The sequence below is a fragment of the Blautia sp. OM07-19 genome (genome assembly GCF_003481595.1).
Classification (GTDB): Bacteria; Bacillota; Clostridia; order Lachnospirales; family Lachnospiraceae; genus Blautia_A; species Blautia_A intestinihominis.
This window is the reverse complement of sequence record NZ_QULA01000017.1, coordinates 21,459-44,261: the sequence shown is the minus strand read 5'-3', so window position 1 is coordinate 44,261 and position 22,803 is coordinate 21,459. Positions and strand designations below refer to the sequence as shown.

General features: G+C 41.1%; 18 protein-coding genes. 2 read left to right on the top strand and 16 right to left on the bottom strand.

Annotated features, from left to right (window positions below):
* Nucleotides 1-66 precede the first annotated feature (66 nt).
* The 3 genes from tpiA to gap all read right to left on the bottom strand — a co-directional run bounded on the left by tpiA (nt 67) and on the right by gap (nt 3,309).
* Entirely contained in the window at nt 67-816 is a 750-nt protein-coding gene (gene tpiA, locus DXC01_RS12215) for a triose-phosphate isomerase (protein WP_022213724.1), read from the bottom strand.
* Nucleotides 817-969: 153 nt separating this feature from the next.
* Nucleotides 970-2,166, bottom strand: a complete 1,197-nt coding sequence (locus DXC01_RS12210; RefSeq protein WP_118251912.1) for a phosphoglycerate kinase — start codon at nt 2,164-2,166, stop codon at nt 970-972.
* A 123-nt stretch (nt 2,167-2,289) separates the two neighbouring features.
* Nucleotides 2,290-3,309 carry a type I glyceraldehyde-3-phosphate dehydrogenase gene (gene gap, locus DXC01_RS12205; RefSeq protein WP_015541145.1) on the bottom strand — a complete coding sequence of 340 codons (1,020 nt, stop codon included), beginning with the start codon at nt 3,307-3,309 and terminating at the stop codon, nt 2,290-2,292.
* A 209-nt stretch (nt 3,310-3,518) separates the two neighbouring features.
* Here gap and DXC01_RS12200 point away from each other — a divergent pair, with 209 nt between their 5' ends.
* Both DXC01_RS12200 and DXC01_RS12195 read left to right on the top strand, forming a co-directional pair.
* Nucleotides 3,519-4,337: a histidinol-phosphatase HisJ family protein gene (locus tag DXC01_RS12200; RefSeq protein WP_173905207.1), complete on the top strand. Its 819-nt coding sequence runs from the start codon at nt 3,519-3,521 to the stop codon at nt 4,335-4,337.
* A 55-nt stretch (nt 4,338-4,392) separates the two neighbouring features.
* Nucleotides 4,393-6,630 (top strand): alpha-amylase family glycosyl hydrolase, encoded by a 2,238-nt coding sequence (locus DXC01_RS12195; protein ID WP_199705003.1) that lies wholly within the window; start codon nt 4,393-4,395, stop codon nt 6,628-6,630.
* Between the two features lie 145 nt (nt 6,631-6,775).
* Here DXC01_RS12195 and DXC01_RS12190 read toward each other — a convergent pair whose 3' ends face one another.
* From DXC01_RS12190 to DXC01_RS12130, 13 genes are all read right to left on the bottom strand, one after another.
* Complete coding sequence (locus DXC01_RS12190) at nt 6,776-7,201, bottom strand: DUF1810 domain-containing protein (protein ID WP_118251913.1); 426 nt, start codon at nt 7,199-7,201, stop codon at nt 6,776-6,778.
* Nucleotides 7,202-7,258: 57 nt separating this feature from the next.
* Complete coding sequence (locus DXC01_RS12185) at nt 7,259-8,014, bottom strand: hypothetical protein (RefSeq protein WP_147399634.1); 756 nt, start codon at nt 8,012-8,014, stop codon at nt 7,259-7,261.
* A complete protein-coding gene (locus DXC01_RS12180) occupies nt 8,007-8,786 on the bottom strand; it encodes a hypothetical protein (RefSeq protein WP_118251915.1) in 780 nt (259 codons plus the stop codon). Before DXC01_RS12180 ends, DXC01_RS12185 begins: the two co-directional genes overlap by 8 nt.
* Nucleotides 8,787-8,814: 28 nt before the next feature.
* Nucleotides 8,815-9,801, bottom strand: a complete 987-nt coding sequence (locus DXC01_RS12175) for a M15 family metallopeptidase (protein WP_243002325.1) — start codon at nt 9,799-9,801, stop codon at nt 8,815-8,817.
* Nucleotides 9,802-9,818: 17 nt separating this feature from the next.
* Nucleotides 9,819-10,991 (bottom strand): NADase-type glycan-binding domain-containing protein, encoded by a 1,173-nt coding sequence (locus DXC01_RS12170; protein WP_118251916.1) that lies wholly within the window; start codon nt 10,989-10,991, stop codon nt 9,819-9,821.
* Nucleotides 10,992-11,027: 36 nt separating this feature from the next.
* Entirely contained in the window at nt 11,028-12,479 is a 1,452-nt protein-coding gene (locus DXC01_RS12165; protein ID WP_118251917.1) for a vWA domain-containing protein, read from the bottom strand.
* 33 nt (nt 12,480-12,512) lie between these two features.
* Nucleotides 12,513-12,656, bottom strand: coding sequence for a hypothetical protein (locus DXC01_RS20135; RefSeq protein ID WP_158565275.1), 144 nt, complete (start codon nt 12,654-12,656; stop codon nt 12,513-12,515).
* 152 nt (nt 12,657-12,808) lie between these two features.
* The gene (locus DXC01_RS12155) at nt 12,809-13,846 is read right to left on the bottom strand and encodes a serine hydrolase (protein WP_118251919.1); all 1,038 of its coding nucleotides are present in this window, start codon (nt 13,844-13,846) and stop codon (nt 12,809-12,811) included.
* 1 nt (nt 13,847) lies between these two features.
* Nucleotides 13,848-15,104 carry a serine hydrolase gene (locus DXC01_RS12150; protein ID WP_147399633.1) on the bottom strand — a complete coding sequence of 419 codons (1,257 nt, stop codon included), beginning with the start codon at nt 15,102-15,104 and terminating at the stop codon, nt 13,848-13,850.
* 32 nt (nt 15,105-15,136) lie between these two features.
* The gene (locus DXC01_RS12145) at nt 15,137-18,541 is read right to left on the bottom strand and encodes a hypothetical protein (protein ID WP_118251921.1); all 3,405 of its coding nucleotides are present in this window, start codon (nt 18,539-18,541) and stop codon (nt 15,137-15,139) included.
* A 15-nt stretch (nt 18,542-18,556) separates the two neighbouring features.
* Nucleotides 18,557-19,984, bottom strand: a complete 1,428-nt coding sequence (locus DXC01_RS12140; protein ID WP_118251922.1) for a TRAFAC clade GTPase domain-containing protein — start codon at nt 19,982-19,984, stop codon at nt 18,557-18,559.
* Between the two features lie 21 nt (nt 19,985-20,005).
* Nucleotides 20,006-20,647, bottom strand: a complete 642-nt coding sequence (locus DXC01_RS12135; protein WP_118251923.1) for a hypothetical protein — start codon at nt 20,645-20,647, stop codon at nt 20,006-20,008.
* Entirely contained in the window at nt 20,637-22,592 is a 1,956-nt protein-coding gene (locus DXC01_RS12130; RefSeq protein ID WP_118699001.1) for a hypothetical protein, read from the bottom strand. Before DXC01_RS12130 ends, DXC01_RS12135 begins: the two co-directional genes overlap by 11 nt.
* Nucleotides 22,593-22,803: the final 211 nt, after the last annotated feature.

Below are 22,803 nucleotides of genomic sequence, written 5' to 3'. Positions count from 1 at the left end.
TACAAAAAGCCAGATACTTTACACCTGACTGGTCCAAAGTATCTGGCTTTATTAATTATCGTTTTATTATTTGTAGCAAACGATCTTTCCGAAGTCTGGTTTGAGGGATGCTCCACCAACAAGACCTCCGTCGATGTCAGCCATAGCAAACAGTTCTGCTGCATTTCCTGCATTTACAGATCCGCCGTACTGGATACGGATAGCTTCTGCTGTATCTGTATCGTAGATCTCAGCTACGCACTCACGGATACCTTTGCAGATTTCCTGAGCCTGCTCGCTTGTAGCAGTTTTGCCTGTTCCGATAGCCCAGATTGGCTCGTAAGCGATAACCATAGTTTTAGCCTGCTCTGCTGTTACGTTCTGAAGACCAACTTTAACCTGCTGACGGATCCAGTCCATAGTGATTCCCTGCTCTCTCTGCTCAAGGGATTCTCCACAGCACATGATCGGTGTGATGCCGTGCTCAAATGCTTTGAGGACTTTCTTGTTAACGTCTTCGCTTGTTTCTCCGAAGTAGTCTCTTCTCTCGGAATGTCCAAGGATAACATATTTAACACCAGCGTCTACCAGCATAGCCGGAGCGATCTCGCCTGTGTATGCACCTTTTTCTTCGAAGTACATGTTCTCTGCTGCTACAGCAATGTTTGTTCCTTTGCAAGCTTCTACAACAGGAACGATGTCGATAGCCGGAACACCGAATACTACGTCAACTTCGTCGTTCTGTACGAGTGGTTTCAGGGTTTCTACTAATTTAACTGCTTCACTTGGAGTCATGTTCATTTTCCAGTTTCCAGCGATGATTTTCTTTCTTGCCATTTTTATTATCTCCCTTTATATTGTAATTTGACCAGCCATTGTTCGCCTGGCTCTAAATTCACACTGCGTCTGCGACTTGCGTTCATTAAGAGCGGCGAACCAAGTAAACGCTAAGTTCTGCCTGCGCCTACGGCTTGTCAATCACTAAGCTTTTTACTTGTCGTTTGCTGCTGCTACACCTGGCAGTTCCTTTCCTTCGAGGAATTCCAGGGATGCTCCACCACCTGTAGAGATGTGGGTCATCTTGTCGCCATAACCAAGGATGTTAACTGCTGCTGCAGAGTCTCCACCACCGATGATAGTTGTAGCTTCAGTGTCAGCAAGTGCTTTGGCAACTGCTTCTGTACCATGAGCAAAGTTCGGCATTTCGAAGCAGCCCATCGGTCCGTTCCAAACAACAGTCTTGGCATCCTTAACAGCGTCGCAGAAAAGCTGCTCTGTCTTCGGTCCGATGTCCATTCCTTCCCAGCCATCCGGGATGCATCCACGGTCTACAACCTGAATGTTGCAATCGTTGGAGAAATCATCTCCGATTCTGTTGTCAACTGGAAGAAGAAGTTTAACACCTTTTTCTTCTGCTTTCTTGAGCATGTCTAATGCATACTGAAGGTAATCATCCTCGCAAAGGGAATTACCAATGTGTCCGCCAAGTGCTTTGGAGAATGTGTAAGACATACCGCCACCGATGATCAGAGTATCAACTTTGTCAAGAAGGTTGTTGATAACAGAGATCTTGCTGGAAACTTTAGCTCCACCAAGGATAGCTACGAATGGTCTCTCCGGATTTTCAACAGCATTTCCGAGGAATGCAATTTCTTTCTCCATCAGATATCCAACTACTGCTGTATCCACATATTTGGTAACACCAACGTTGGAGCAGTGTGCTCTGTGGGCTGTACCAAATGCGTCGTTTACGAATACATCGCAAAGAGAAGCCAGATCTTTGCTGAACTCATCACCGTTTTTGGTTTCTTCTGCACGATAACGTGTGTTTTCAAGAAGGATAACTTCTCCGTCTTTCATTGCATCTACAGCTGCTCTGACAGTATCATCAACAACAACCGGGCTCGGAACGAATTTAACTTCCTGTCCGAGAAGCTCTGTAAGACGTTTTGCAACAGGTGCAAGAGATAATTCCGGTTTCGGCTCTCCCTTCGGTTTGCCAAGGTGTGAACAAAGAATGATCTTTCCGCCATCTGCGATCAGCTTCTTGATTGTAGGAAGAGCTGCTACAAGACGATTCTCATCTGTAATTTTGCCGTCCTGCAGAGGTACGTTAAAGTCACATCTTACCAGAACTTTCTGGCCTTTTACATTGATATCATCAACGGATTTCTTGTTTAATCCCATGCTAATATTCCTCCAAATTCATAAAAAATGGGTCCGGTCCAAATCAGACCGGACCCTGACTGAGTCTATTTGTGCTATTGCTCAATGCAATAACCTGCTCCACACTCTAACTTATGGACTTGATTAAGCGTTCAGAAGTTTGCCGAAGTGTTTGATTGTACGAACCATCTGGCTTGTGTAGGAGTTTTCGTTGTCATACCATGAAACAACCTGTACTTCTGTTGTGCCGTTCTCAAGTGGCAGAACCATTGTCTGAGTAGCATCGAACAGAGAACCAAATCTCATACCAACGATATCGCTGGATACGATCTCATCTTCGTTGTATCCGAAGGATTCATTAGAAGCTGCTTTCATAGCTGCGTTGATCTGCTCTTTTGTTACGTTTCCTTCAACTACTGCTGTAAGGATTGTTGTAGAACCTGTTGGGGTTGGTACACGCTGAGCGGATCCGATCAGTTTGCCGTTCAGTTCTGGGATAACCAGACCGATTGCTTTAGCAGCACCTGTGCTGTTCGGAACGATGTTAACTGCAGCTGCACGGGATCTTCTCAGATCGCCTTTTCTCTGCGGTCCATCAAGTGTCATCTGATCGCCTGTGTAAGCGTGGATTGTGCACATGATACCAGATTTGATCGGTGCAAGATCGTTAAGAGCCTTAGCCATTGGTGCAAGGCAGTTTGTTGTACAGGATGCTGCGGAGATGATCTTATCTTCGTTTGTAAGACCTTCGTGGTTTACATTGTAAACGATTGTCTTAAGGTCGTTTCCAGCCGGAGCGGAAATAACAACGTGTTTAGCACCTGCATCGATATGAGCCTGAGCTTTGTCTTTGGAGGTATAGAAACCTGTGCACTCGAGAACTACGTCTACACCGATTTCTCCCCACGGAAGTTCTGCAGCGTTAGCTTTTGCATAGATTTTGATTTCTTTTCCGTCAACTGTGATGGAATCTTCTCCTGCTTCTACTTTGTCAGCCAGAGCGTATCTTCCCTGTGTTGAGTCATATTTTAATAAGTGAGCCAGCATTTTCGGGGATGTAAGGTCGTTGATAGCAACGATTTCAAATCCTTCTGCTCCAAACATCTGACGGAAAGCCAGACGACCGATACGGCCAAATCCATTAATTGCAACTTTTACTGCCATGATAAATTCCTCCTATGAATTAAATGGTTGATTATGGCGTTTGTTAAAGAAACGTCAACCTATTGCATATTGTATCGAATCTCGTACAAAAATTCAAGTGCATTTTAAAAAAAACATGATAAAAAATGTGTAAAATAGAAATGAAAGCGTAGCACGAAGCATTTTCTCATGCTATAATAGGTGCAGTTCATGTAAAGGAGGACAGAAAAATGTCAAATCAAATCTTATGGGACTGTCATATGCACTCTTCTTTTTCTGCAGATTCTGACACTCCTATGGAAGATATGATCCAGGACGCGATCCGACGGGGACTTCATGGTGTATGCTTTACCGAGCATCTTGACCCGGATTACCCGCCGACTCCGGATAATGAAACTTTTGAACTGGATCTGTCTGCCTATCAGGAAAACCTTTTCATGCTTCGGGACAAGTATCAGTCGAAACTGGATGTCCGTTTCGGGATCGAGCTTGGGCTTCAGCCGCATCTGGAACATTCTTTTAAGGAACTTCTGGAATCGGTTCCTTTTGATTTCGTGATCGGCTCTTCTCATGTCGTCCATGGTCAGGATCCTTATTACAGGGAATTCTTCAAGGGGCGTAAGGAATCGGAATGTTATATGGAATATTTTGAGTCCATTCTTGAGAATCTGGCTGTATTTTCGGAAATGGATGTTTACGGGCATATCGACTATGTGGTACGATATGGTCCCAACCAGAACCGCGAATACTCTTACGGACGCTATCAGGACATTCTTGATGAGATCCTGCGGACGATCATTTCCAAGGGCTGCGGAATCGAGCTGAACACCGGAGGGTTCCATTACGGGCTTGGCGAGCCGAACCCCTGCCGTGCAGTCATCCGACGCTACCGACAGCTTGGTGGGGAGATCATCACGATCGGTGCCGATGCACATGGTCCGGACAAGATCGCCTATGCATTTGATAAAGCGGCAGATATTCTTGCCGACTGCGGTTTTACATATTATACTGTCTTTAAAGACCGTAAGCCGGAATTTATAAAACTGTGATTTTATGATTCGGGCTTTATAATATAAGAAAAAACAAACAGGGAGGAAATAAATCATGGCAAAAAAACGCCTTCAGAAAAAACGTGAAGCAACCAAGACTGCTGCTTCCAAAAGTACAGCACCTGTGAAAGAAGCTGTAAAAGTAGAGGCTGAAACGGCGAAAGTGGAAACTAAGAAAGTGGAGCCGGTTAAGGTCGAAACCAAAAAGGTTGAGGCCGTCAAAGTCGAAACTACCAAGACTGAGCCGGTTAAGGTCGAAACCAAGAAAGTTGAACCAGTCAAAGTTGAGACCACCAAGACAGAACCTGTGAAAGTGGAAACTGCCAAAACAGAATCCGTCAAAATTGAGTCCCACAAAGAGGACACTGCTAAAGTAGAAACTTCCAAGACAGAAGCTCCTAAAGTTCCTGCCAAAGAAGCGGCTGCCAAGATTCCTGCAAGAGATGACGATGCGATCTACTGCGAGCGTCTTTCCAGACATCTTGACGAGCTGAAATGGCTCTACTGTGAACTGTATCAGGACAATCCGTATGTTACCATGCATCTCAATGACCTGCTTACTGTACTCAAGAAATTTTATGATATGAGAAGCAATGACCTCAAAGAATCCGATATCCGCCGTGCAAAGGACCCGAAATGGTACAAGCGCAATGATCTTACCGGAATGATGATGTATGTCAATGCTTTTGCAGGTACGCTCTCCAATCTGGAAAAGAAGCTGGATTATGTACAGGAATGCAATGTAAATTATCTCCATCTTATGCCTCTTCTTGAGTCCCCTAAAGGACGCAGCGATGGCGGATATGCAGTTGCTGACTTCCGTAAGGTACAGGAAGAGCTCGGAAACATGGATGATTTTGCACATCTGACTTCCGAATGCCACAAACGTGGAATCAGTGTCTGCCTGGACTTTGTTATGAACCACACTTCTGAGGATCATGAATGGGCAAAACGTGCACGCGCCGGTGAAAGAGAATATCAGGACCGCTACTTCTTCTTTGACAGCTATGATATTCCGTCTCTGTACGAGCAGACCTGCCCACAGGTATTCCCGACTACTGCACCTGGAAACTTCACATGGCTGGATGATATCCATAAACATGTCATGACTACATTCTACCCTTATCAGTGGGATCTGAATTATCGCAATCCGATCGTTCTCAATGAAATGATCTTTAACATGCTGTATCTTGCAAACCAGGGTGTGGACATTGTTCGTCTCGATGCCGTACCGTATATCTGGAAACAGCTTGGAACCAACTGCCGTAACCTGCCGCAGGTACACACTATCGTTCGTATGATGCGTATGATCTGCGAAATTGTCTGCCCGGGTGTCCTTCTTCTCGGAGAAGTCGTTATGGCTCCTGAAAAGGTTGTTCCATATTTCGGAACTGTAGATAAACCGGAATGCCATCTTCTCTACAACGTAACAACCATGGCGAGCACCTGGCACACCGTTGCAACCAGAGATGTCTCCCTGCTGCGCCGTCAGCTTGATATTGTTGCCGGACTTCCGAGAGATTACGTATTCCAGAATTATCTCCGCTGCCATGATGATATCGGCTGGGGTCTGGATTATGACTACCTTGAGAACTTCGGAATCCAGGAAGTTCCTCATAAGAAATATCTGAACGATTTCCTTACAGGAAAATATCCGGATTCTTTCGCAAGAGGCGAGCTGTACAATGACGACCCGCGTCTTGGTGATGCAAGACTCTGCGGTACTACTGCTTCTCTCTGCGGTATTGAACGTTTCGGATTTGAAGGAAATGAAGAAGGTGTTGACCGTGCGATCCGTTATGACATCACACTGCATGCATTCATGCTTTCACAGTCCGGTATTCCGGTCATCTACAGTGGTGATGAAATTGCACAGCTCAACGATTACTCCTACAAGGATGATCCGGACAAAGCCGCCGATTCCCGTTACCTCCACAGAGGAAACTTCCGATGGGATCTCGCCGAGAACCGTAATCGTCCGGAAACTGTTCAGGGCAAACTCTTCCCTGTTCTCGATAAACTGGAACACCTTCGTATGGAGCACAGCGTATTCAACAGCGATGTACCGTTCCGCACGATCGATACCTGGGATGATGCGATCCTTGCTATTGTCCGCGAAAATGATGAAGAGAAGTTCATCGGTATCTATAACTTCAGTGAATTTGACAAGGTTGCATGGATCAACGAAGACGACGGTATGTACACTGACCTGATCTCCGGTCGCGAACTCGAAGCCAAAGGAGTGCAGATTCCTGCATTCGGATGCTTCTGGCTGTGCAGACGGAAGAAATAGACTTTTTCTGTAAAATAAAAATCAGCCCTGTGAATCATGAAAATTTTGATTCATGGGGCTGGTTTTTATTCCTGTATTTTCTATAGAGAATAAATCCATTTCGTAAGCGCTTACTCCATTTCAGTTCATCCACTGCATTTTCGTATTACCCATTTTCTTTCGAAAGCATTTTTAATGTCCGCCCATCTTTATGTCCATTATAAAATTTTTCCAGTACTTTCTCAAAAACAGCATTTTCCGGGTCTGCACAGGCAAATAAGGTCATGGAAGATTTCAGTTTCATGTCATCCGGTCTTCCCATGATCTGAGTTGCATTGTCATTGTCCAGATTTAATAATGCTTCTGAAATTTTCTGTAAATGCTTTCCCAGATATGGATCCTGCAAAAATGCCTTTGCCTCATCCAAGTCCACTATGCCATAAAAATCTGAAGTATAGCTTCGTCCCAAACCTTTCAACTGCGGAAAAATATACCATATCCAATGACTTTCTTTCCTGCCGTTCTGGATTTCTCTGAGAGCCTGTGCATAATCCCGCTGCTGTGCCTCCGTAAATCTTTTTAAATTATTCATACTACTTCCTGCTCCTTTCCTCAAACCTCTGGCATAGGTTGCTATCTTTTGTCACAATCACAAGCTTACTATTGATTCTCTGATCAGTTTCATTCCTACATCAAAGATAATTAACCAGATAATCAATCCAAGTACAGAACCACCAATCATCCCTGGCATTCCCTTTAAAATGCCAATATACAAAGCCAGACTCATAGCATTGATTCCATAAGATTTTATCATACCGCCCACAAGCATTCCTGTCAGTCTCCACAAAAATGCTTTTAACATAGATACGCCAGATTTTATCAATGGAATAAGCGATACCGCAAACACCCCCACTACTGAAGCAACCGCAACGATTACAGAACTGATGTTGCCCAGATTATTTTTAACGTATTCTATAATCATCGTTGTAAGATACGCTGCCAACAACGCCAGTATCGGGGCTGAAATCACATTAACAGCCAGTTCTTTCATTTTGTAGACTGCGCCTTCCATGTATTCTTCCCGTTCTTTATAATTACTCGGTACTTTAAGAAAAAGACCTGTCAGGGCAGTTCCGGCGAACGGCTGAAGAAATGCCATAATCGCCAGTTTCAATATATCTTCCAATATTGTTACATTTGAAAATACCGGAATATTATTCTGATACTTCAATATTTTACATACTATATCTGTAATCTGCTTCGCAAATGGCAATGTTCCCATAAGACCGCCAAATGCTGTATAAAACTCTTCATCCGACATCATTTTTCTAAAAGAGGATGCCAATAATACTATGACAATAACTGCAACAATTTTACTGATTCCTTTGTTAATAATTTTAGACACGTAAATCCAAGAACCTTTCTATTATAGTTTTTACACTTTCGTCATCTGCTCCGTATTTTGAGATCATTTTTCTTTTTAAAGCTTCTCCCTCCTGTTTATACATCCTCCGTGCGTCTGTCGTTCTTGCTTCACAGAAATCCCAGTAAATTTTTTCAGCTGTATCCTTATATTCCCAATACTCATCGGATCCATTGATCAACCCATATCTTTTCTCTTCATTCACTGAATTTGAATAGTCAGAAGTACGTCTTACCTCTCTCCGGTTTACCTTTGGCTTTTTTTCGTAGTCGTCGTTATAATCATCCTCATAATCGTCTTCGTAATCATTTCCATATGAAGGAGACGACCAGTCTGAATTATACTTCTGTTTTGTTTTTTGAGTCTGCCGCTGGTATGTGGTAGTTTTCCTTGTTCCTCTTGTTTTCTGATCTGGAACTATAGCTCGATAAACAAGATATAGTGTCCCAACAGTAACCAATACCTCCATTATCGGCCAGGCCACTATAGAAATATCTCCTATACCAAATTTATAAACCCGGATTCCAAGCATCACTACTGTGCTTATCACACTTATTATAACTGGATGTGTCTTTTTTACAGCCAAAAAGACACATATAATCCAGAATATAAAACACAAAAATCCATTTACTTCTGCACCGCCTTCTGCCCTCGACACTGCCATAAATGATGCGATCATTGAAATCCATATAATACAGAAAAACATAATAAATCCATTTTTAATTTTATTAAATGCATATTTTAACTTTTCCACACCTTTTCACTCCTAACTGTCACCATTATCAGTATAACGGCTTTTCAAAATGCTGAAAATCTTTTATTCCGTTACTCCAGTCACCACCCCAGGAAAATCCGAGGTTTGTAAATATCTGGTAACAGATATCCTCATGTGTTATTACATGATCCAGCCCACTTGTTCTGTCCAGATATTGCTGTGCATTCTCATGATAACAGCTTCCATTTCCATTTCCATCATATGTCACATACGGATTCTGCTGCGAGTTGATATCAATCGCACAGCCATACGCATGATTTGAAAGTTTACTGCTTCCCGTTGCGGTTCTGTAACAAAACGCGGATGTATTATTCACTTCAATGGATGCATTGTCACTGGTGACGCCATCTCCTGTCCAATAATTGTCAATAAGATACATACTCTGGATTTCATAATGTTCTTCATATAATGATTTGAATGCACTGAGAAAATCTTCGGCAAGCTGTGCGTTGACAATCACTTCTCCTACCTGCACATTTCCATCAAAATTATAATGCAGAACTTTCAAGTATCTGAGATCTGCCAATCCTATATCGTTATTTTCTCTGTATGATTTTCCGATAATTCTGTTATAGACTGCATCTCCCTCTACAATTTCATATGCCTGAAAATAACTGTCCAGGTTTGACCAGCTTATCTTGGAAACATCTACAATGCTTCCCACTTCCAGATCTGTAATTCCACTTTGTCCACTCTGTGTGATCTGTCCGTCAACTGATTCATTTTGTTCCTGATCCTCTACTGTGGTCTTTTCTATACTTTCTCTGTTTTTATCTTCTTCCTGTTTCTTCTCGAATTCTGTGATTCTTTTCTCCAGATTATTATTGGCTTTATTCACTTCTTCGATCTGTGCTGCAATTGTCTCTATCTGCTGCTGTATGATTTCCAGAGAATTTTGGCTTTTCTGATATTCTCTTACTACCACAGTACTCATTACCGCCAGAGCAACAATGCAGATTCCCCACATAAAAATTTCCAGAATCTTTTTTTTCATTTTCACGCGCCTCCCTCTTATATTCCAAAAGCCCTGACATCTGTAATCGGAGTATCGTCCCAACTAGTTCCTGCATGAACCCCCTCGATCGTCAGGCTCAGATATTCTGTCTCATATGGGTAACTCAGTTCCACCCAAAATTCCTGATATTTATCTGGAAAATTAATTTCTGTACTGAAATCTTCCATTTGAATTCTAAGACAAGATGGTCTGTTATTTCCATAAAAATACCTGTCTGTTTTCCAGTTTCCCAGACGGAACATCAAATATTTAACCTTACAGCTTTCAGAAAAGTATCCTACAATAGATTCTCCGATTCCAGATCCTACCACACCTTCCTGCCAACTCGTCTGTATATCATCATCAAATGCATAAATCGGATCATTACTTACTTTCTCCTGTTGAATTACAGACGATGCAAGTGCAGAATTAAAAAATTTCTCATTAAATCCTTCCAGATTCACTTCACTGGCGTCTATAAGCCTGGCTGTTATTTCAGGCATCGGAGTTGGTGTAGCTGTTGGTTCAGGTGTCGGAGTTAGCGTATCCGTTGGTTCAGGTGTTGGAGTAACTACTTCTTCTTTTTCTGGCGGCATAGTTACTTCTGTGTTTGCATTATTATCTTCCTGAACTTTTTCACCGCTTTCTTCCTTCTCTGTATTTGAGACAAGTGCCTTTGCCTGCTGTTTTTCAGTCTTGTTCCCCCCATTTAATGCTATTAGGACAGAGCATACCACTACCGCCACTCCTACACATATTGCGGCAGGAACAAAAATACTGTTTCTTTTTGCCGGTTCAGCAGATTCGTCATCATGTTTACTGTTATTAAACTTTTTGTCTGCATTCCCTGACTCATGTATGTTTACCTTTTTGTAAGGATCCTCATATGTCTGCCAGTTGTTATAAGAAGGCCAGGAAAACGAAGAATCTTCTTCCTCCTGAGGAATATCTGCCGATTGCTCTTCTGCACTATCTTGTTCCTGCGGATTTTCTTCAGTATTCTCTTTTATATTTTCTTCATTTGAATTCACACTGTCATCATTATAAAATCCATCCTGATTATACGGATCTGTTTCCGGAAATTCCGGCCAGACTGCATCTGTATTTTCTTCTTTGAGTTTGTTCCCGCATTGAGGACAATATGCAAATTTATCATTTACCTCGCAGCCACATATACTGCACTTTTTCATTTGAAACTCCTCTGCTGACTATATTTATTTCGCGACTTAGAAATGCCTTATACCGATATCACCAAGTCCGCCCTGACTCATGGTCATTACAGTTTTCTCAATTGTCGTTATCATCAGTCCAAACAGTACTGACATCAAGAGACGGGCAAAAAATTCACTTAGAATCAGATTTAGACCAATTTCCATAACCAGGGCTCCTGCCACAATTCCGATCATTGAGGAAATGCAGATCATTTTTACATTGGTTGTATCATCTGTAGCTGCAAGTTTAATTCCCAGAAATCCTGCACCCAGAATAATCAGAAATATAATTCTCATAAGTGCATACAGCCAGTTATGATCCGTCCTTGCCCTTGATGACAGAAGATTTCTGCTACTGTCAGTCACCCGCACTGCAGATGCCATTGCTTTCTCCAGTTCATCTACATTATCTGTTGTTACACTGATTCCACCAGTTTTTCCGGAAATATTATTCAGTAACTTTTCATCTACATATCCCAGACCTACCGTACTGATACTAATTTTTTTCTTATTGAATTTCTTCAACGTTTTATTTAATTCAAAATTTAAAAAGCTGGTATCTGTAGCATATCCGTCCGTGAGAAGGATTACCTGGCATCCCTCATCATATGGCAGAGTTCCAGATTCCATATCTTCCATAATTTTGCTCAAAACACCTACGATCGGAGTTCCTCCTGAAGGTGACGTTGCAAAATCATCTATTCCATTGGAAATCGGATTCAGTTCACGTATACATTGAATCACATCTCCAAATGAATACACTGCAAACTGCGCATTGTCTTCACGATTAGCCAGAAGCTTCTTAATTGCCGCCACTCTTTCCTGATTTGGGTCATTATCCTGCATAGACCCAGAATTATCAATCGCAAAAATATATTTATCTGTCTGAACCATTGTAGAACCAAAGTTCAATTCATAAATAAATTCAAAAAAAATCCCCAATACCAGAAGCATAAGAATGCAGATCCCTGAAACCAGAATTTTCTTTGAGGTGATATCCAAACCAATCACTCTGGATACAATAAAAAATGCAGATGACAAAATCAGTCCGAACACAGCAAAGTAAACTCCCATAAAAAACACAGAGTTCACATCTGTAATAAGTGTTCTGTAAATAACCTCTCCCAGAAGAAAAAAAATCACTGATGCTATGATAGAAACAATCAAAAAGCTTTTTGAAAAATGCGTTTCTGTTTTTTGCTGGAGCGACGGCCTTCCACCAGTCATATTATAATTAACCGTACCAAATCCATCATTCCCGCCAAAACTTCCAGTTCCGCCAAATGGTGAACCACCAAAGTTATCCGCCCCGTTTCCATAATTATTCCCAAATGGATTTCCATTTGTATTTCCATAATCATTTCCAAAATTTCCCCAGTTCGCATTCTCTGGCTGATTCTGGAAGGAAGAAGCTGTTCCAAATCCGTTTTGTGTATCTGCCTTTTTGTTTTTTTCTAAAAGTGCCATAATATCCCCTCGTTTTGCCGTCCGTTATTCTTTCTATTCTGGTTTTACCTGTTTTTCTAAGTCCTCAACTTCTGCTTTCAAATTGTTGCATCTCTCCTCTGCAGCAGTCAGTTCTGGATTATTTTCAATGCTGTCTGATACTTGCTGCAGATCATTATTTACTTTTTTGTCTGCCACGGCCAGACCTGCTGTACCAACCAGGAGCAGAACACAAAGAACCAGACCCAGGATAATTCTGATTCTGCTTTTTTTCTTTTTTGTCATAACAAAGTTACCTTTCCTTTTAACTTTCAGATGTCGTTCCCTTCAGCCACAGGCTATTTCCTGCCTTATTCATCTTCAGAATTTGTTTCGTCTGTGTCCTCAGGATCTGTCGTCTCCCCGGATCCATCTGTGTAAAAATAATTATAGATTTCTGAAGACAGACTCTGAATGACACCCGGCGCAGCTTCCTTATTTATACCCTGAGACATAATACATATAATATAGTGTGGTCCATTTTCATTGAATACAATTGCTACTTCATTCTCAACCCCGTCAAGATCTCCGGTCTTATTTGCAAATCCTCCTGCTTGTCCAAGTCCTTCACAGATTTTGCCTGATTTTTTCTGATTTCTGAGGTCTGCCATCATTTTGTCCGATATATTTTCAGACTCACTATTCCCTGCTTCTTCTTCGCATTTCTTGTAAACGCTTTCCAGAAACTTTCCACAGTCTGACACCGACGTGGTACTTCCATCTCCAAACTGATCCCCCAGTATAGTTTCTTCATAACCATTCTCTTTTATATATTGGTTTACATACTCTATACCACCAATCTGATTCAGTATCTGATTTGCGACTTCATTATCAGAGTTTCCAATCATTGTATGTATCGACTCCACAAATTTCTCATCTGCCTGAATAGTACCATTCTGAATCTGAGTGTAGGCGGCTCCCATAACATAAAGCTTCAAAAGCCCTGCCCCCTTCATCTGTGCATCGTTAAACTTCTCAGATTGTCCATTCTCCAGGTTCTCTACATAAACAGACCAGGTTCCTTGCTGTTCTTTTAATACTGGAGTTATTCTGTCCAGCAGTCCCGGCAATCCCTCCTGAGCTTTCTGCTGCTCTTCCTCAGCTGCTTTTTTCTGTTGTTCTTGTAATTTTGAATTTAACTTTTCTTTTTCCTTTTCCAGTCCAGCTATCTCCTTATTTTTATTTTCAATCTGCTTCTGAATTTCACTTTCTGAATCTTTTTTTGCCGTCAGATCCGTCGACTGTCTTACAAAAACCTGAAGCAGAATTCCGATTCCTGTAAATGCCAGAACCAGAAAAAATATCAGGAGAATTTTTCCTATGGGCTTTCCTTTTGTTTCCGTATTCACTTTACCTTTCCCCCTTTTTCAGATTTGCCAGCACGTAGGCTGCTTCATTTGTCACACATGGAGCTGATGTTTCCTGTTTTCCATCTATTGTCAGTACTGCCATAATGAACACTTCATCTCCATTTTCAACCAGACCGACTTCATTATATCTTGTCTGCGTAACACCATTCAGATTCAGCAGATTGCCTGCATTTGTACATGCCGGATACATTCCCTTGTTGGCAGTATCACTTGCTGATATTCTGAAGTACAGTCTTAAAAAGTTACTGTCAATTTCATCGAAATTATCCTGATAGATGGCATTCAGCATCATTGCAGCATCCCTTGCACTGATATAATTCTCCTGTGATGATGTACCATTCATAATTGCCCGCTGAAGATCTACACTGTCATATCCATATTGATGACATATCGTATTAATCTGCTCACGGGTCAGATAATCCATCAGGGAATTCCAGGCATTATTATCACTGGATGTCAGGCCTACCACCAGCAGTTCTCTTATCGTCAGCATCTGTCCATTTTGCTGTGCTGTATATCCACCCCGTCCATTTTGAAACATATACGAAAATCTGATGAGCGTATCCATACTGTAGACCCCTCGGTCTATTCCCTCTGCAATCGTATACATAATTGGAATTCCAATCAATGCAGATGCCGGAAGCGGAGTATCTGCCTCTCCAATCGCATAATTGGTATAATTGGTAAGATCCATCACATAGACACCATATCTTGCTCCACTTGCATCCATCAGGCTGGTCATATAATTTCGATCCAGCCATGTACCTTCTTTCATCTGTGCTTCCTGCTCTTCATCCGTAACTGCTGAATGCCAGTCCGGTGCAGGCGTTGCGGTTGGTTCCGGCGTCGCTGTCGGCTCTGGCGTCGCTGTTGGTTCCGGTGTCGCTGTTGGTTCTGACGCTGCAGTCTGACTCGGTGCCCTGGCCTGTTTTACTGTATTTGCTGTTTTGCCGGTCTGTAACCTTTGGTTTAATAATTCGCTCCCGTTTCCACTGATAAACAGATATCCGCCAACGCCCAGCATAATACCAAGTACTATGCCAAGTATCCATCCGCTTTTTCTGTTTTTTTCCGGTTTTTGTTTTTCAGCAGGCTGCTTCGTCTTTTTTTTCTTAGAACCGTCCGCCAGATTTTTGTAGGGATCTTTTTCATAGATTTTGTCCAGTCCCACATAAGGGTTTACATAATCTATATCTTTTGGAAATTCTTTCTTTTCTGTGTTGTTTTCTTCCTTCACAGCAGTTTTTCCTCCCTGCTTCATCCGTCTTTCTATCGATTAAGTGAAATCAGCATACAGATAAGAACTACAATTGCTCCTACTATACCTGCTGCACTCAACAGGATGCCTGTCAGAACCGCAATGTTTATGTTTATATGATTATAAAAAATAAAAAACAGAACCTCTGCTGCAATTCCAGCCAAAACAAAAACACCGCTCAAAATTCCTGTAAGAAGCCATCCTGATTTATTTCTTTCGCTTCGGACAGCATAGTCCTGCTGCCACTCTTTTGGCAGTTCCTGCAGACACTGCATGATTCCGGACTGTTCCATAAGAATTTTGTTTGTACGATTCAGTTTTCGATATTCATTTACCAGCTGTTTATCCTCAAATACCTCGATTTTGTTCTGAGCTATCGCAAACAATTCCCGTAAAATACTTTCTTTTACATATTCACCATCGTATACACCATAGTCTTTCTGATTTCCATAACACAGAATAATTTCCAGTAACTGAAATGCAGTAAGTATCTTTTCTTTCTCTATTCTGGTTCTCCAGACAGCCATTGTCACACTTTCAAGAACCGACCTCTCTGTGCCTTTCAGATCCTGACGAATCTGCTCCTCCAGAAGAGCAACATTATATGTAATTTCTTTTTTTATGTTATCTCTCAGGAGCATCTCACGCTTTTCTGTCAAAGCCGACAGATATATTTTTTTTATTATATCATTATGTTCAAGAACAATTTTATTTCGAATCTGCAGGAATTCTTCTGACTGATAATTCGGATCAGCATCATATAAAGTGCCAACCACATCCAGAAATCCCCAGTTTGCTCCCAGAGGCAGAATTTTTTTCTCTTTCAGGAACAAAATATCACCTATACTCAGAGCCTCTGCTGACTCCTGTGATGTCGCTGCCATTCTCTGACGGAACAGCTTGATAACATACGCATTAAAACTTATATTCTTTGAAATAGTTTCTATTTCATGAATTTCATTTCTGCAAACCCAGCACCACGCATCCAGTGCATCTGCATTTTTGTTATTTTCTCTGATATACTTCTCACATAATTCAAAATAAATGTCTGCTGTTTTCTTTAACTGTTCTTTGTCAATCAGTTCCAGTTTTTTCGCAACACTGAAGAATTCTTTTCGCATACCTGCAAATTCTTCTTTTACTTTACTCAACAGTTCATCTTTATTATCGGAAAATTCATTGCTAAAGAGCAGCATCCACTGTTCTTCCCTGTTCAATTCATTGATAAAGAAAGACTTTTTCTGTTCCATTTCTTCCAGAACACTATAACGTCTGTAAAGCAGATTTGTTGCTGACTGATATCTTCCATTATTTTCCAGGAACTTCATTATCGAACGCAGTTTCTGCATAGTTGGACAATATTCCGGATATCCATAAAGCAGATTATTGGCTTCCGTTACCGCAACCGCACTGCATATCAGCGGAAGTTTCTTCTCATCACTGTTAGATATCCATCCTCTAAAATCTTTATAGATTTCCTCAAAAATTTCTCTTTTATATATGTTTCTGTATTTAACAACAAGATCTTTGTGAAGTGGTCTCCAGTGTTCATGTAAATAAACCTCATCTCCGGACACAGCAAGATAAGTCAACTGCCAGATTATTCCGTCGCCTATACTGATTCCGTTTTCACGGACTTTCTTTTCAAAGCACTCACGGAACAGTTTCAGATTTCGCGGATATACAGTAAATTTCCGTTCTTCCTGTTTCAGAATATCCGAAATCTGTTTTTCAATTTCTTTCTCTCCGGAAAGCAGTACATCCAGAAGATTTTCATATATTTCTTTTCTGTTTTCTTCTCTCAGTTCCGGATTTTCCAGCTGTGCCGCAAGAATGCTCATAATTGTGGCACAGTTCTGCCAGTCTCCTTTAATAAATAACTGTATATGCCAGTCTGTCAGAATTGACAAAATCTCACTTTTTACACCTTCATCTGCCCCAAGTTCTGAATTTTTGCAGATTTCCATATACAGCTTCAGGAGTGATTTTTTTTCGTACCATATAATACTGTCTTCATTCTGCAGCACATACTGGTTTGCTTCTCTGAGTTTGCTCACAACCATATCGTTCTGTATTTCCCGGCAGATCCACTGAATGCTTTCTTCCCTGCCATTACCATTCAGAATATTCTGCAGAAGAACGGTTACAATAAACGGTTTTAACTCTGACGGACACGTTTCCTGCTCTGCCAGTTCCAGAAGAGCATTCTCCAGTCTAGTATCATACTGTGGCTCCCGAATTTCCAGTTTCAATATTTCAGCTGCAACATATGTACTTCTCTCCGTCCAGCCTTCTTCGTTATAATCTAACAGATCAAATAACAGGCGGTGTCTCTTGTGGATATCAGCAAATCCATCCGTTTCCTGGCAGTGCAGATCCAGAAGAAAACTGAATTTCTCCGGTGCCTGATCCTGTTCCTCACTTTTCCCTTCATTGAACAGACTTTCATATTCTTTCTCAAACTTCTCTCTGACTTCCGGAGCATTCAGATAATTCCAGAGAAATTCTCCATACGATGTATCCAGATCTTTAGAAATCCAGCTTTCCTGCTGATCCAGATCAATAACAGAATATTCACTCAGTTTCCAGCTCTTTGTATTACATGGCTCCATAAATACAAGCTGATATCCATCCAGTACAGGAGCCGTTGGATCTTCTCTTCCACCGGTTGTTGCATTCAGCTGTTCTTCCACACATGTCGGGAGAAGTTTCATTGTTGCCACCAGTATTTCTTCTGCATAGGCATTTCCACCGCTTCTTTCCCATCCCTGGTTGTATGCCCGCGGCAGAATTATAAGTACCTTATCATTCTCATGTCCTGAATAATGTGAAAGAGAAACCCTCTGAATAATACTGGAAATATATTCTACAAAAAGCTCTTTTGTAAAACCTGCTTTCTGAAAAATATCTGTTGAAATTTCCAAAGCATTGCTTCGAAACAGAGAATATTCTTCGTTTGCCTCAATTTTTCCTCCGTTTCCCTGCATTCTGGATTCCTGAATTCGCTGCATAACTGAAGGATATGCCTCAAAATCCTGAATATTCAGTACATATTCCGGTGATTCCAGGAAATGTTCCTTATCATCTCCTGCAAGGATATAACTGCTTCCATATGTAAAATCTCTGCTTTCACCGCTTCCTGTGGAATGAAGGCGATAAGAACGGCACACCACTGTAATCTGCTGATTTAATCTTCGGATTTTGAGTACTCCCCGATATGCTCCCTGTATTTCCTGTGGAACAGGACGGATATCTTCCAGCGTACTTATTTTTTCGCATTCTTTTGCAACCAGCTTTGCCTGTTCCATTCTCGCAAACATATTCATGCTGATCGTCACAGTTGTACTGTCGGCATTCAGACCAGATTTTGAGAAATATCCTTCCAGGCATCTGGAATATATATGCTGACCTATCATGGCAAGTCCCTCCTATTATTTACCTTTGTTCCAAAAATGTTTTTTTGGCTGATCCATTGCTTCTTTTTCTACCCAGTTTTCTGCAAAATCCTTTCCCCACTCATTCATGACTCCCTGTTGATCTGCATAATATTCATCACTGCAGAACTTTGGAAGGAAATTAAAATCCATCAGTAATTTAAGAATCGGTTCTTCTACACGAACTGGTCGTATCTTTGCAACATTATCCAATTTATTTCCACTTATATTTACAAAGCTTCCCAATGCAGAAAGTGATACAAAATACGGTTCCTTAAAAGTAGTTTCCAGAAATGATGTAAAACTTCCCGAAAGATATGAAATACAGGATCGGGTTGATTTGCTCATCGGCTCATAGTAAGATGCCTTAAGATTTGTACCTTTGACTGGTCTGAAATTTGGTGCAATTACCGGCTGGTTAAGTGGGATTCCAAGCTGCTGGTAATTTCTGCAAAGAATATCCTGCTTTGCAAGTGCCACTACACTTGGTTTTTCAATACATCCCATCTCTGCTGTGATACAGTTTATGATCGTCTGTCTCATTGACCCAAGAGTCTCATCCAGCTGTTCAATGCTTCTTCCTCCAAAATACTGTTCCGGAAGATGGTTATAGACGCCCTCCAGAGTCTCCGGATCAACCATCATGATAAATCCATTCGCTTCTTTAAACTGTGGAAGGTTAAAATCCATCAGATCATCATCATGATCCCCATGAAGCATCTCACCTCGCATATCTATCAGCCCGATAAGACACTGTTTATTCACTTCCTGAGAATTATCATCTGCAATATAATTCACACGCAGAAGATATGGATCTTTACGGTTTTCTGTTGTTGTACTTGGCAGAGTTCCTGTTCTGTTAAGATCAAGAGCAAATTTACGGAACTCATTACTCATCTCTCCAAAATTATCGAATGACAAATGTCCCTGCGGCAGCGGATAATTTTTTCCACCCAGAAGCTTATGAAGTACTGTAAGATATACCGTTTTTCCGGCAGAACTCGGTCCCATAATGCTGATCAGATACATTGGCAGCTTGCCTGCCATTGAAATAATCTCATTATGACAGTATGGACAGTAAAATTTGCGAATCGTACCGCTCATCTTTGTTCCATTAATTTCCAGATCCTTCACATCAATCGACTGAACAAAATCTTTTCTACATTCTTCAATGTTCTGATACTCCCCGGAAATCTTAATTGGATGAATTTCCTCATGTTCGATAACATGACTTTTTCGAAGTTCTCTCAGACTTTTGTACTCAATCTGCTTGTTTTTCTTACTATTATTTAAGACTACTATCGGCTGTGATCCGTCGAGTCTTGAATTGAACGTTTTAACTTCTTCCGGTACCATTTTTACGCATCTTTCATCCATTGCTACAGAACGCATACAATGGACACACTTAATCGGATAATATCCCATCGCTTTCTCTCCTTGTTCCTCTTATTTTCTGAACATATCTGCAAATTTTCTAAAAAATCCCCCGCCTCTGGGTTCTTCTTTCCCAACCGAGAGCATAATATTCGGTTCTCTGGACTTTAATACCGGTGGTTCCTGTAAAGCCGGAAAATAAATACCTTTATAACTGTTTTCACCGTAATTTATTTCTCCCGGTATTTCAAATTGAAATATTTTATTTCCATATCTATATTCATAATACAGAATATTTTCCGGTATTTTTTTGTTGCTGTTCATAAGAAGGGTCATTCCTGTAGGTTCCTGTGACCATCTCCATTTTACCTCCCCGGTCCCGCAGCATACTTCGCAGATATATTCCGAATCCTGATACAGGCTGGCAAGATCTTCTCTTGAAGGAGCTCTCTGATCTTCCGACAGAAAAACCAGAAAACGGATTTTTCGTATCTCCTGCATAGGAATATTATTGTATTGAAATGCCACCTGTATATGATTATCTATACACTGTGCATACGAAAACATCCTTGGATTGTTTAGCTCATCTTCTTTGTATATCCAGATGAAATGAACTCTGGAATCATTTCCGGCAGAATCCCAGGAAAATTGAAATCTTGTAAAATCCGCCTGCATCTGTATTCCTCTTAATCCTTTCAGCGGTTTATAATTCAACTTTCTCACTCTCCTGTTCTTTTGTTATAATCTGTCCTTCTGTCATTCTGTCAGAAACCCTTACAATTTCCAGACGATCATCCAGTGGGCACTCTTTAAATGCGATCTGATAGTGCCCCTCCTGCTCCCGTATTCTTCTGCACAGGTAATTGTCCCTGTTTCCCATAACATACAGTTTCTGTTCTTTGTTCTGATCTACGCTTCCGATCATACGGAGAGGATACCGCCAACTCTGCTCCAGCTTTGTGAGCAGCTGTTCCATATCAGATGCTGCCAGATTCGTCAGATTCTTTTTCATGTAAGCTTCCCGGCTTTCAATACTTCCGGAAACAATCTTGCTGTAATTTTCCAGAAGATTTCCGCTCATAGTTCCGGTATGATTCTCGTTTGACTGGAACATCCTGCACAAGATTGTCTGATAATCTTTGTAAACTTCTTTTACTTTCGTCGGTACAGTGTTCTTATAGTCCTGAAACCAGTGTTCTGCCTCATCCTGTGCATTTGAAATATGACCACCACCGGTATTCAGCAATAATTCTGTCTGTTGCAGACGTTTTATCTCTCGCTGCATCGCATCTTCCATCTTTTGAAAAATATCCTGCAGAAATTCTTTATTCTGACGAAATGCTCTTACATAAATACCTTCTGGTTTCATTGCCTCCTCAACCATCTTTTGTGGAAAGACTCTGAGTTCATTGATCAGCCAGGCCTCACAGCTCTTTCTCATGTCATTTATAAACTTGTTCTGTGGACTATTTATATTCAGCTTCGGTACTTTATCTATAATTTTTTCCCGGTTCTCTTCAATTTTGTCCAGACTCTCCATAGATCCTGCCAAATGCAAAAAAAATTCTTCCAGAAATGATTTCCACCATTTCTTTAATAATTGCTCTCTCTCCTCCGAAAGAGGTTCAAAATAATATTTCTGGCAGAATTTTCTTAACATCTGCTCATACATTCTGTTATCTGCAAGCGGTATATTGCTGTAAATAGACTCTGTCAGAACTGTATAATTCTGATCATGAGCGACTTTATCCAGTTGTTCCTTCCATTCTTTCCCTTCAAAAAAAGAATGTTCCAGATTGTCGAACAGTTTCTGCTGCGGAAACAGACCATTCTGGAAGCATCTGTGGACTGCCAGCAGACGGTTCAGCATCAATGATTTCACTGGTTCGCAGATGGAAACTGCTCTCGCAGAAAAGAAATATTCCTTTTCATATTCCTGAACCGGCATCATAATTGATGCCAGAGTATCTTCATTTTCACAGCTTGTATTTCTGAATACGGTAAGCATCACTATAATTTTGGCTGCCTGCTCTATGGAAATTGCCTGCCCTATTTCATTCACATCAGAAATTACACATGCCGGACAACAGCAGTCCAGAAAAGCCTTTCTGCCTTCTTTCATGATTCTTTCCATAAACTGAACAGAAAACTGAATCTGATTTCTTGTCATATCAATGTCTTCATCGCTTGTCAGAACAAAAGGACTCCATTCAATGTAACGATGTCTCTTTTTCATTTCTTCCTGCACATAAACAGCTGCCTGTGTAAAATGCTCTGCATTTTCTTTCTGTTCAAAACAGCCTTTAAGAAGGATCGGGCAGACCATCAGATGATCCATATCTACCCCAAGATAATTTGTTGATGCACATTCTATTCCTTCATAGATTTTGTGATAAATATCTTTATCTGTTATATCGGATGGATCACTGTGTATGATCCAGATGGAGCGTCTGTCTTCAACAATGCTCTGAATTTCTGATTTTAAATACTGCACTATCTGATTATCGTTGCCAACAATCCACAAAAAAACAAGTTTTCGCATAAAAACATAGTTTTTCTTACTGAATGGATGCTGTGCTTCTGCAGATTCAAGAATCAGATCTAATTTTTCTTTAACTTCTGTTCTGTTTCTTCCTGTCTGTGCATTGTTACTGCCCATGAAAGTTTCCTCCCAAATTGTTTCTGAAAACGAAGCATAACGCTGTGTTCTATGACAGCGTTATGCTTCACCGGTGTTACCTTCCGGTATTTAAAATATATTTTTTTTACTGCTGGTTATTCTCATCGCCGCCTGGCATTCCCGGATAACCTCCCTGCACTGGCTGCTGACTCGGCATTCCCGGATAGCCTCCCTGCACTGGCTGCTGACC

Excerpts from the sequence above, each read along its gene's own strand:
- tpiA (WP_022213724.1), bottom strand. The coding sequence starts at position 816 with ATGGCAAGAAAGAAAATCATCGCTGGAAACTGGAAAATGAACATGACT.
- DXC01_RS12210 (WP_118251912.1), bottom strand. The coding sequence starts at position 2,166 with ATGGGATTAAACAAGAAATCCGTTGATGATATCAATGTAAAAGGCCAG.
- gap (WP_015541145.1), bottom strand. The coding sequence starts at position 3,309 with ATGGCAGTAAAAGTTGCAATTAATGGATTTGGCCGTATCGGTCGTCTG.
- DXC01_RS12200 (WP_173905207.1), top strand. The coding sequence starts at position 3,519 with ATGTCAAATCAAATCTTATGGGACTGTCATATGCACTCTTCTTTTTCT.
- DXC01_RS12195 (WP_199705003.1), top strand. The coding sequence starts at position 4,393 with ATGGCAAAAAAACGCCTTCAGAAAAAACGTGAAGCAACCAAGACTGCT.
- DXC01_RS12190 (WP_118251913.1), bottom strand. The coding sequence starts at position 7,201 with ATGAATAATTTAAAAAGATTTACGGAGGCACAGCAGCGGGATTATGCA.
- DXC01_RS12175 (WP_243002325.1), bottom strand. The coding sequence starts at position 9,801 with ATGAAAAAAAAGATTCTGGAAATTTTTATGTGGGGAATCTGCATTGTT.
- DXC01_RS12170 (WP_118251916.1), bottom strand. The coding sequence starts at position 10,991 with ATGAAAAAGTGCAGTATATGTGGCTGCGAGGTAAATGATAAATTTGCA.
- DXC01_RS12165 (WP_118251917.1), bottom strand. The coding sequence starts at position 12,479 with ATGGCACTTTTAGAAAAAAACAAAAAGGCAGATACACAAAACGGATTT.
- DXC01_RS12145 (WP_118251921.1), bottom strand. The coding sequence starts at position 18,541 with ATGATAGGTCAGCATATATATTCCAGATGCCTGGAAGGATATTTCTCA.
- DXC01_RS12140 (WP_118251922.1), bottom strand. The coding sequence starts at position 19,984 with ATGGGATATTATCCGATTAAGTGTGTCCATTGTATGCGTTCTGTAGCA.
- DXC01_RS12130 (WP_118699001.1), bottom strand. The coding sequence starts at position 22,592 with ATGGGCAGTAACAATGCACAGACAGGAAGAAACAGAACAGAAGTTAAA.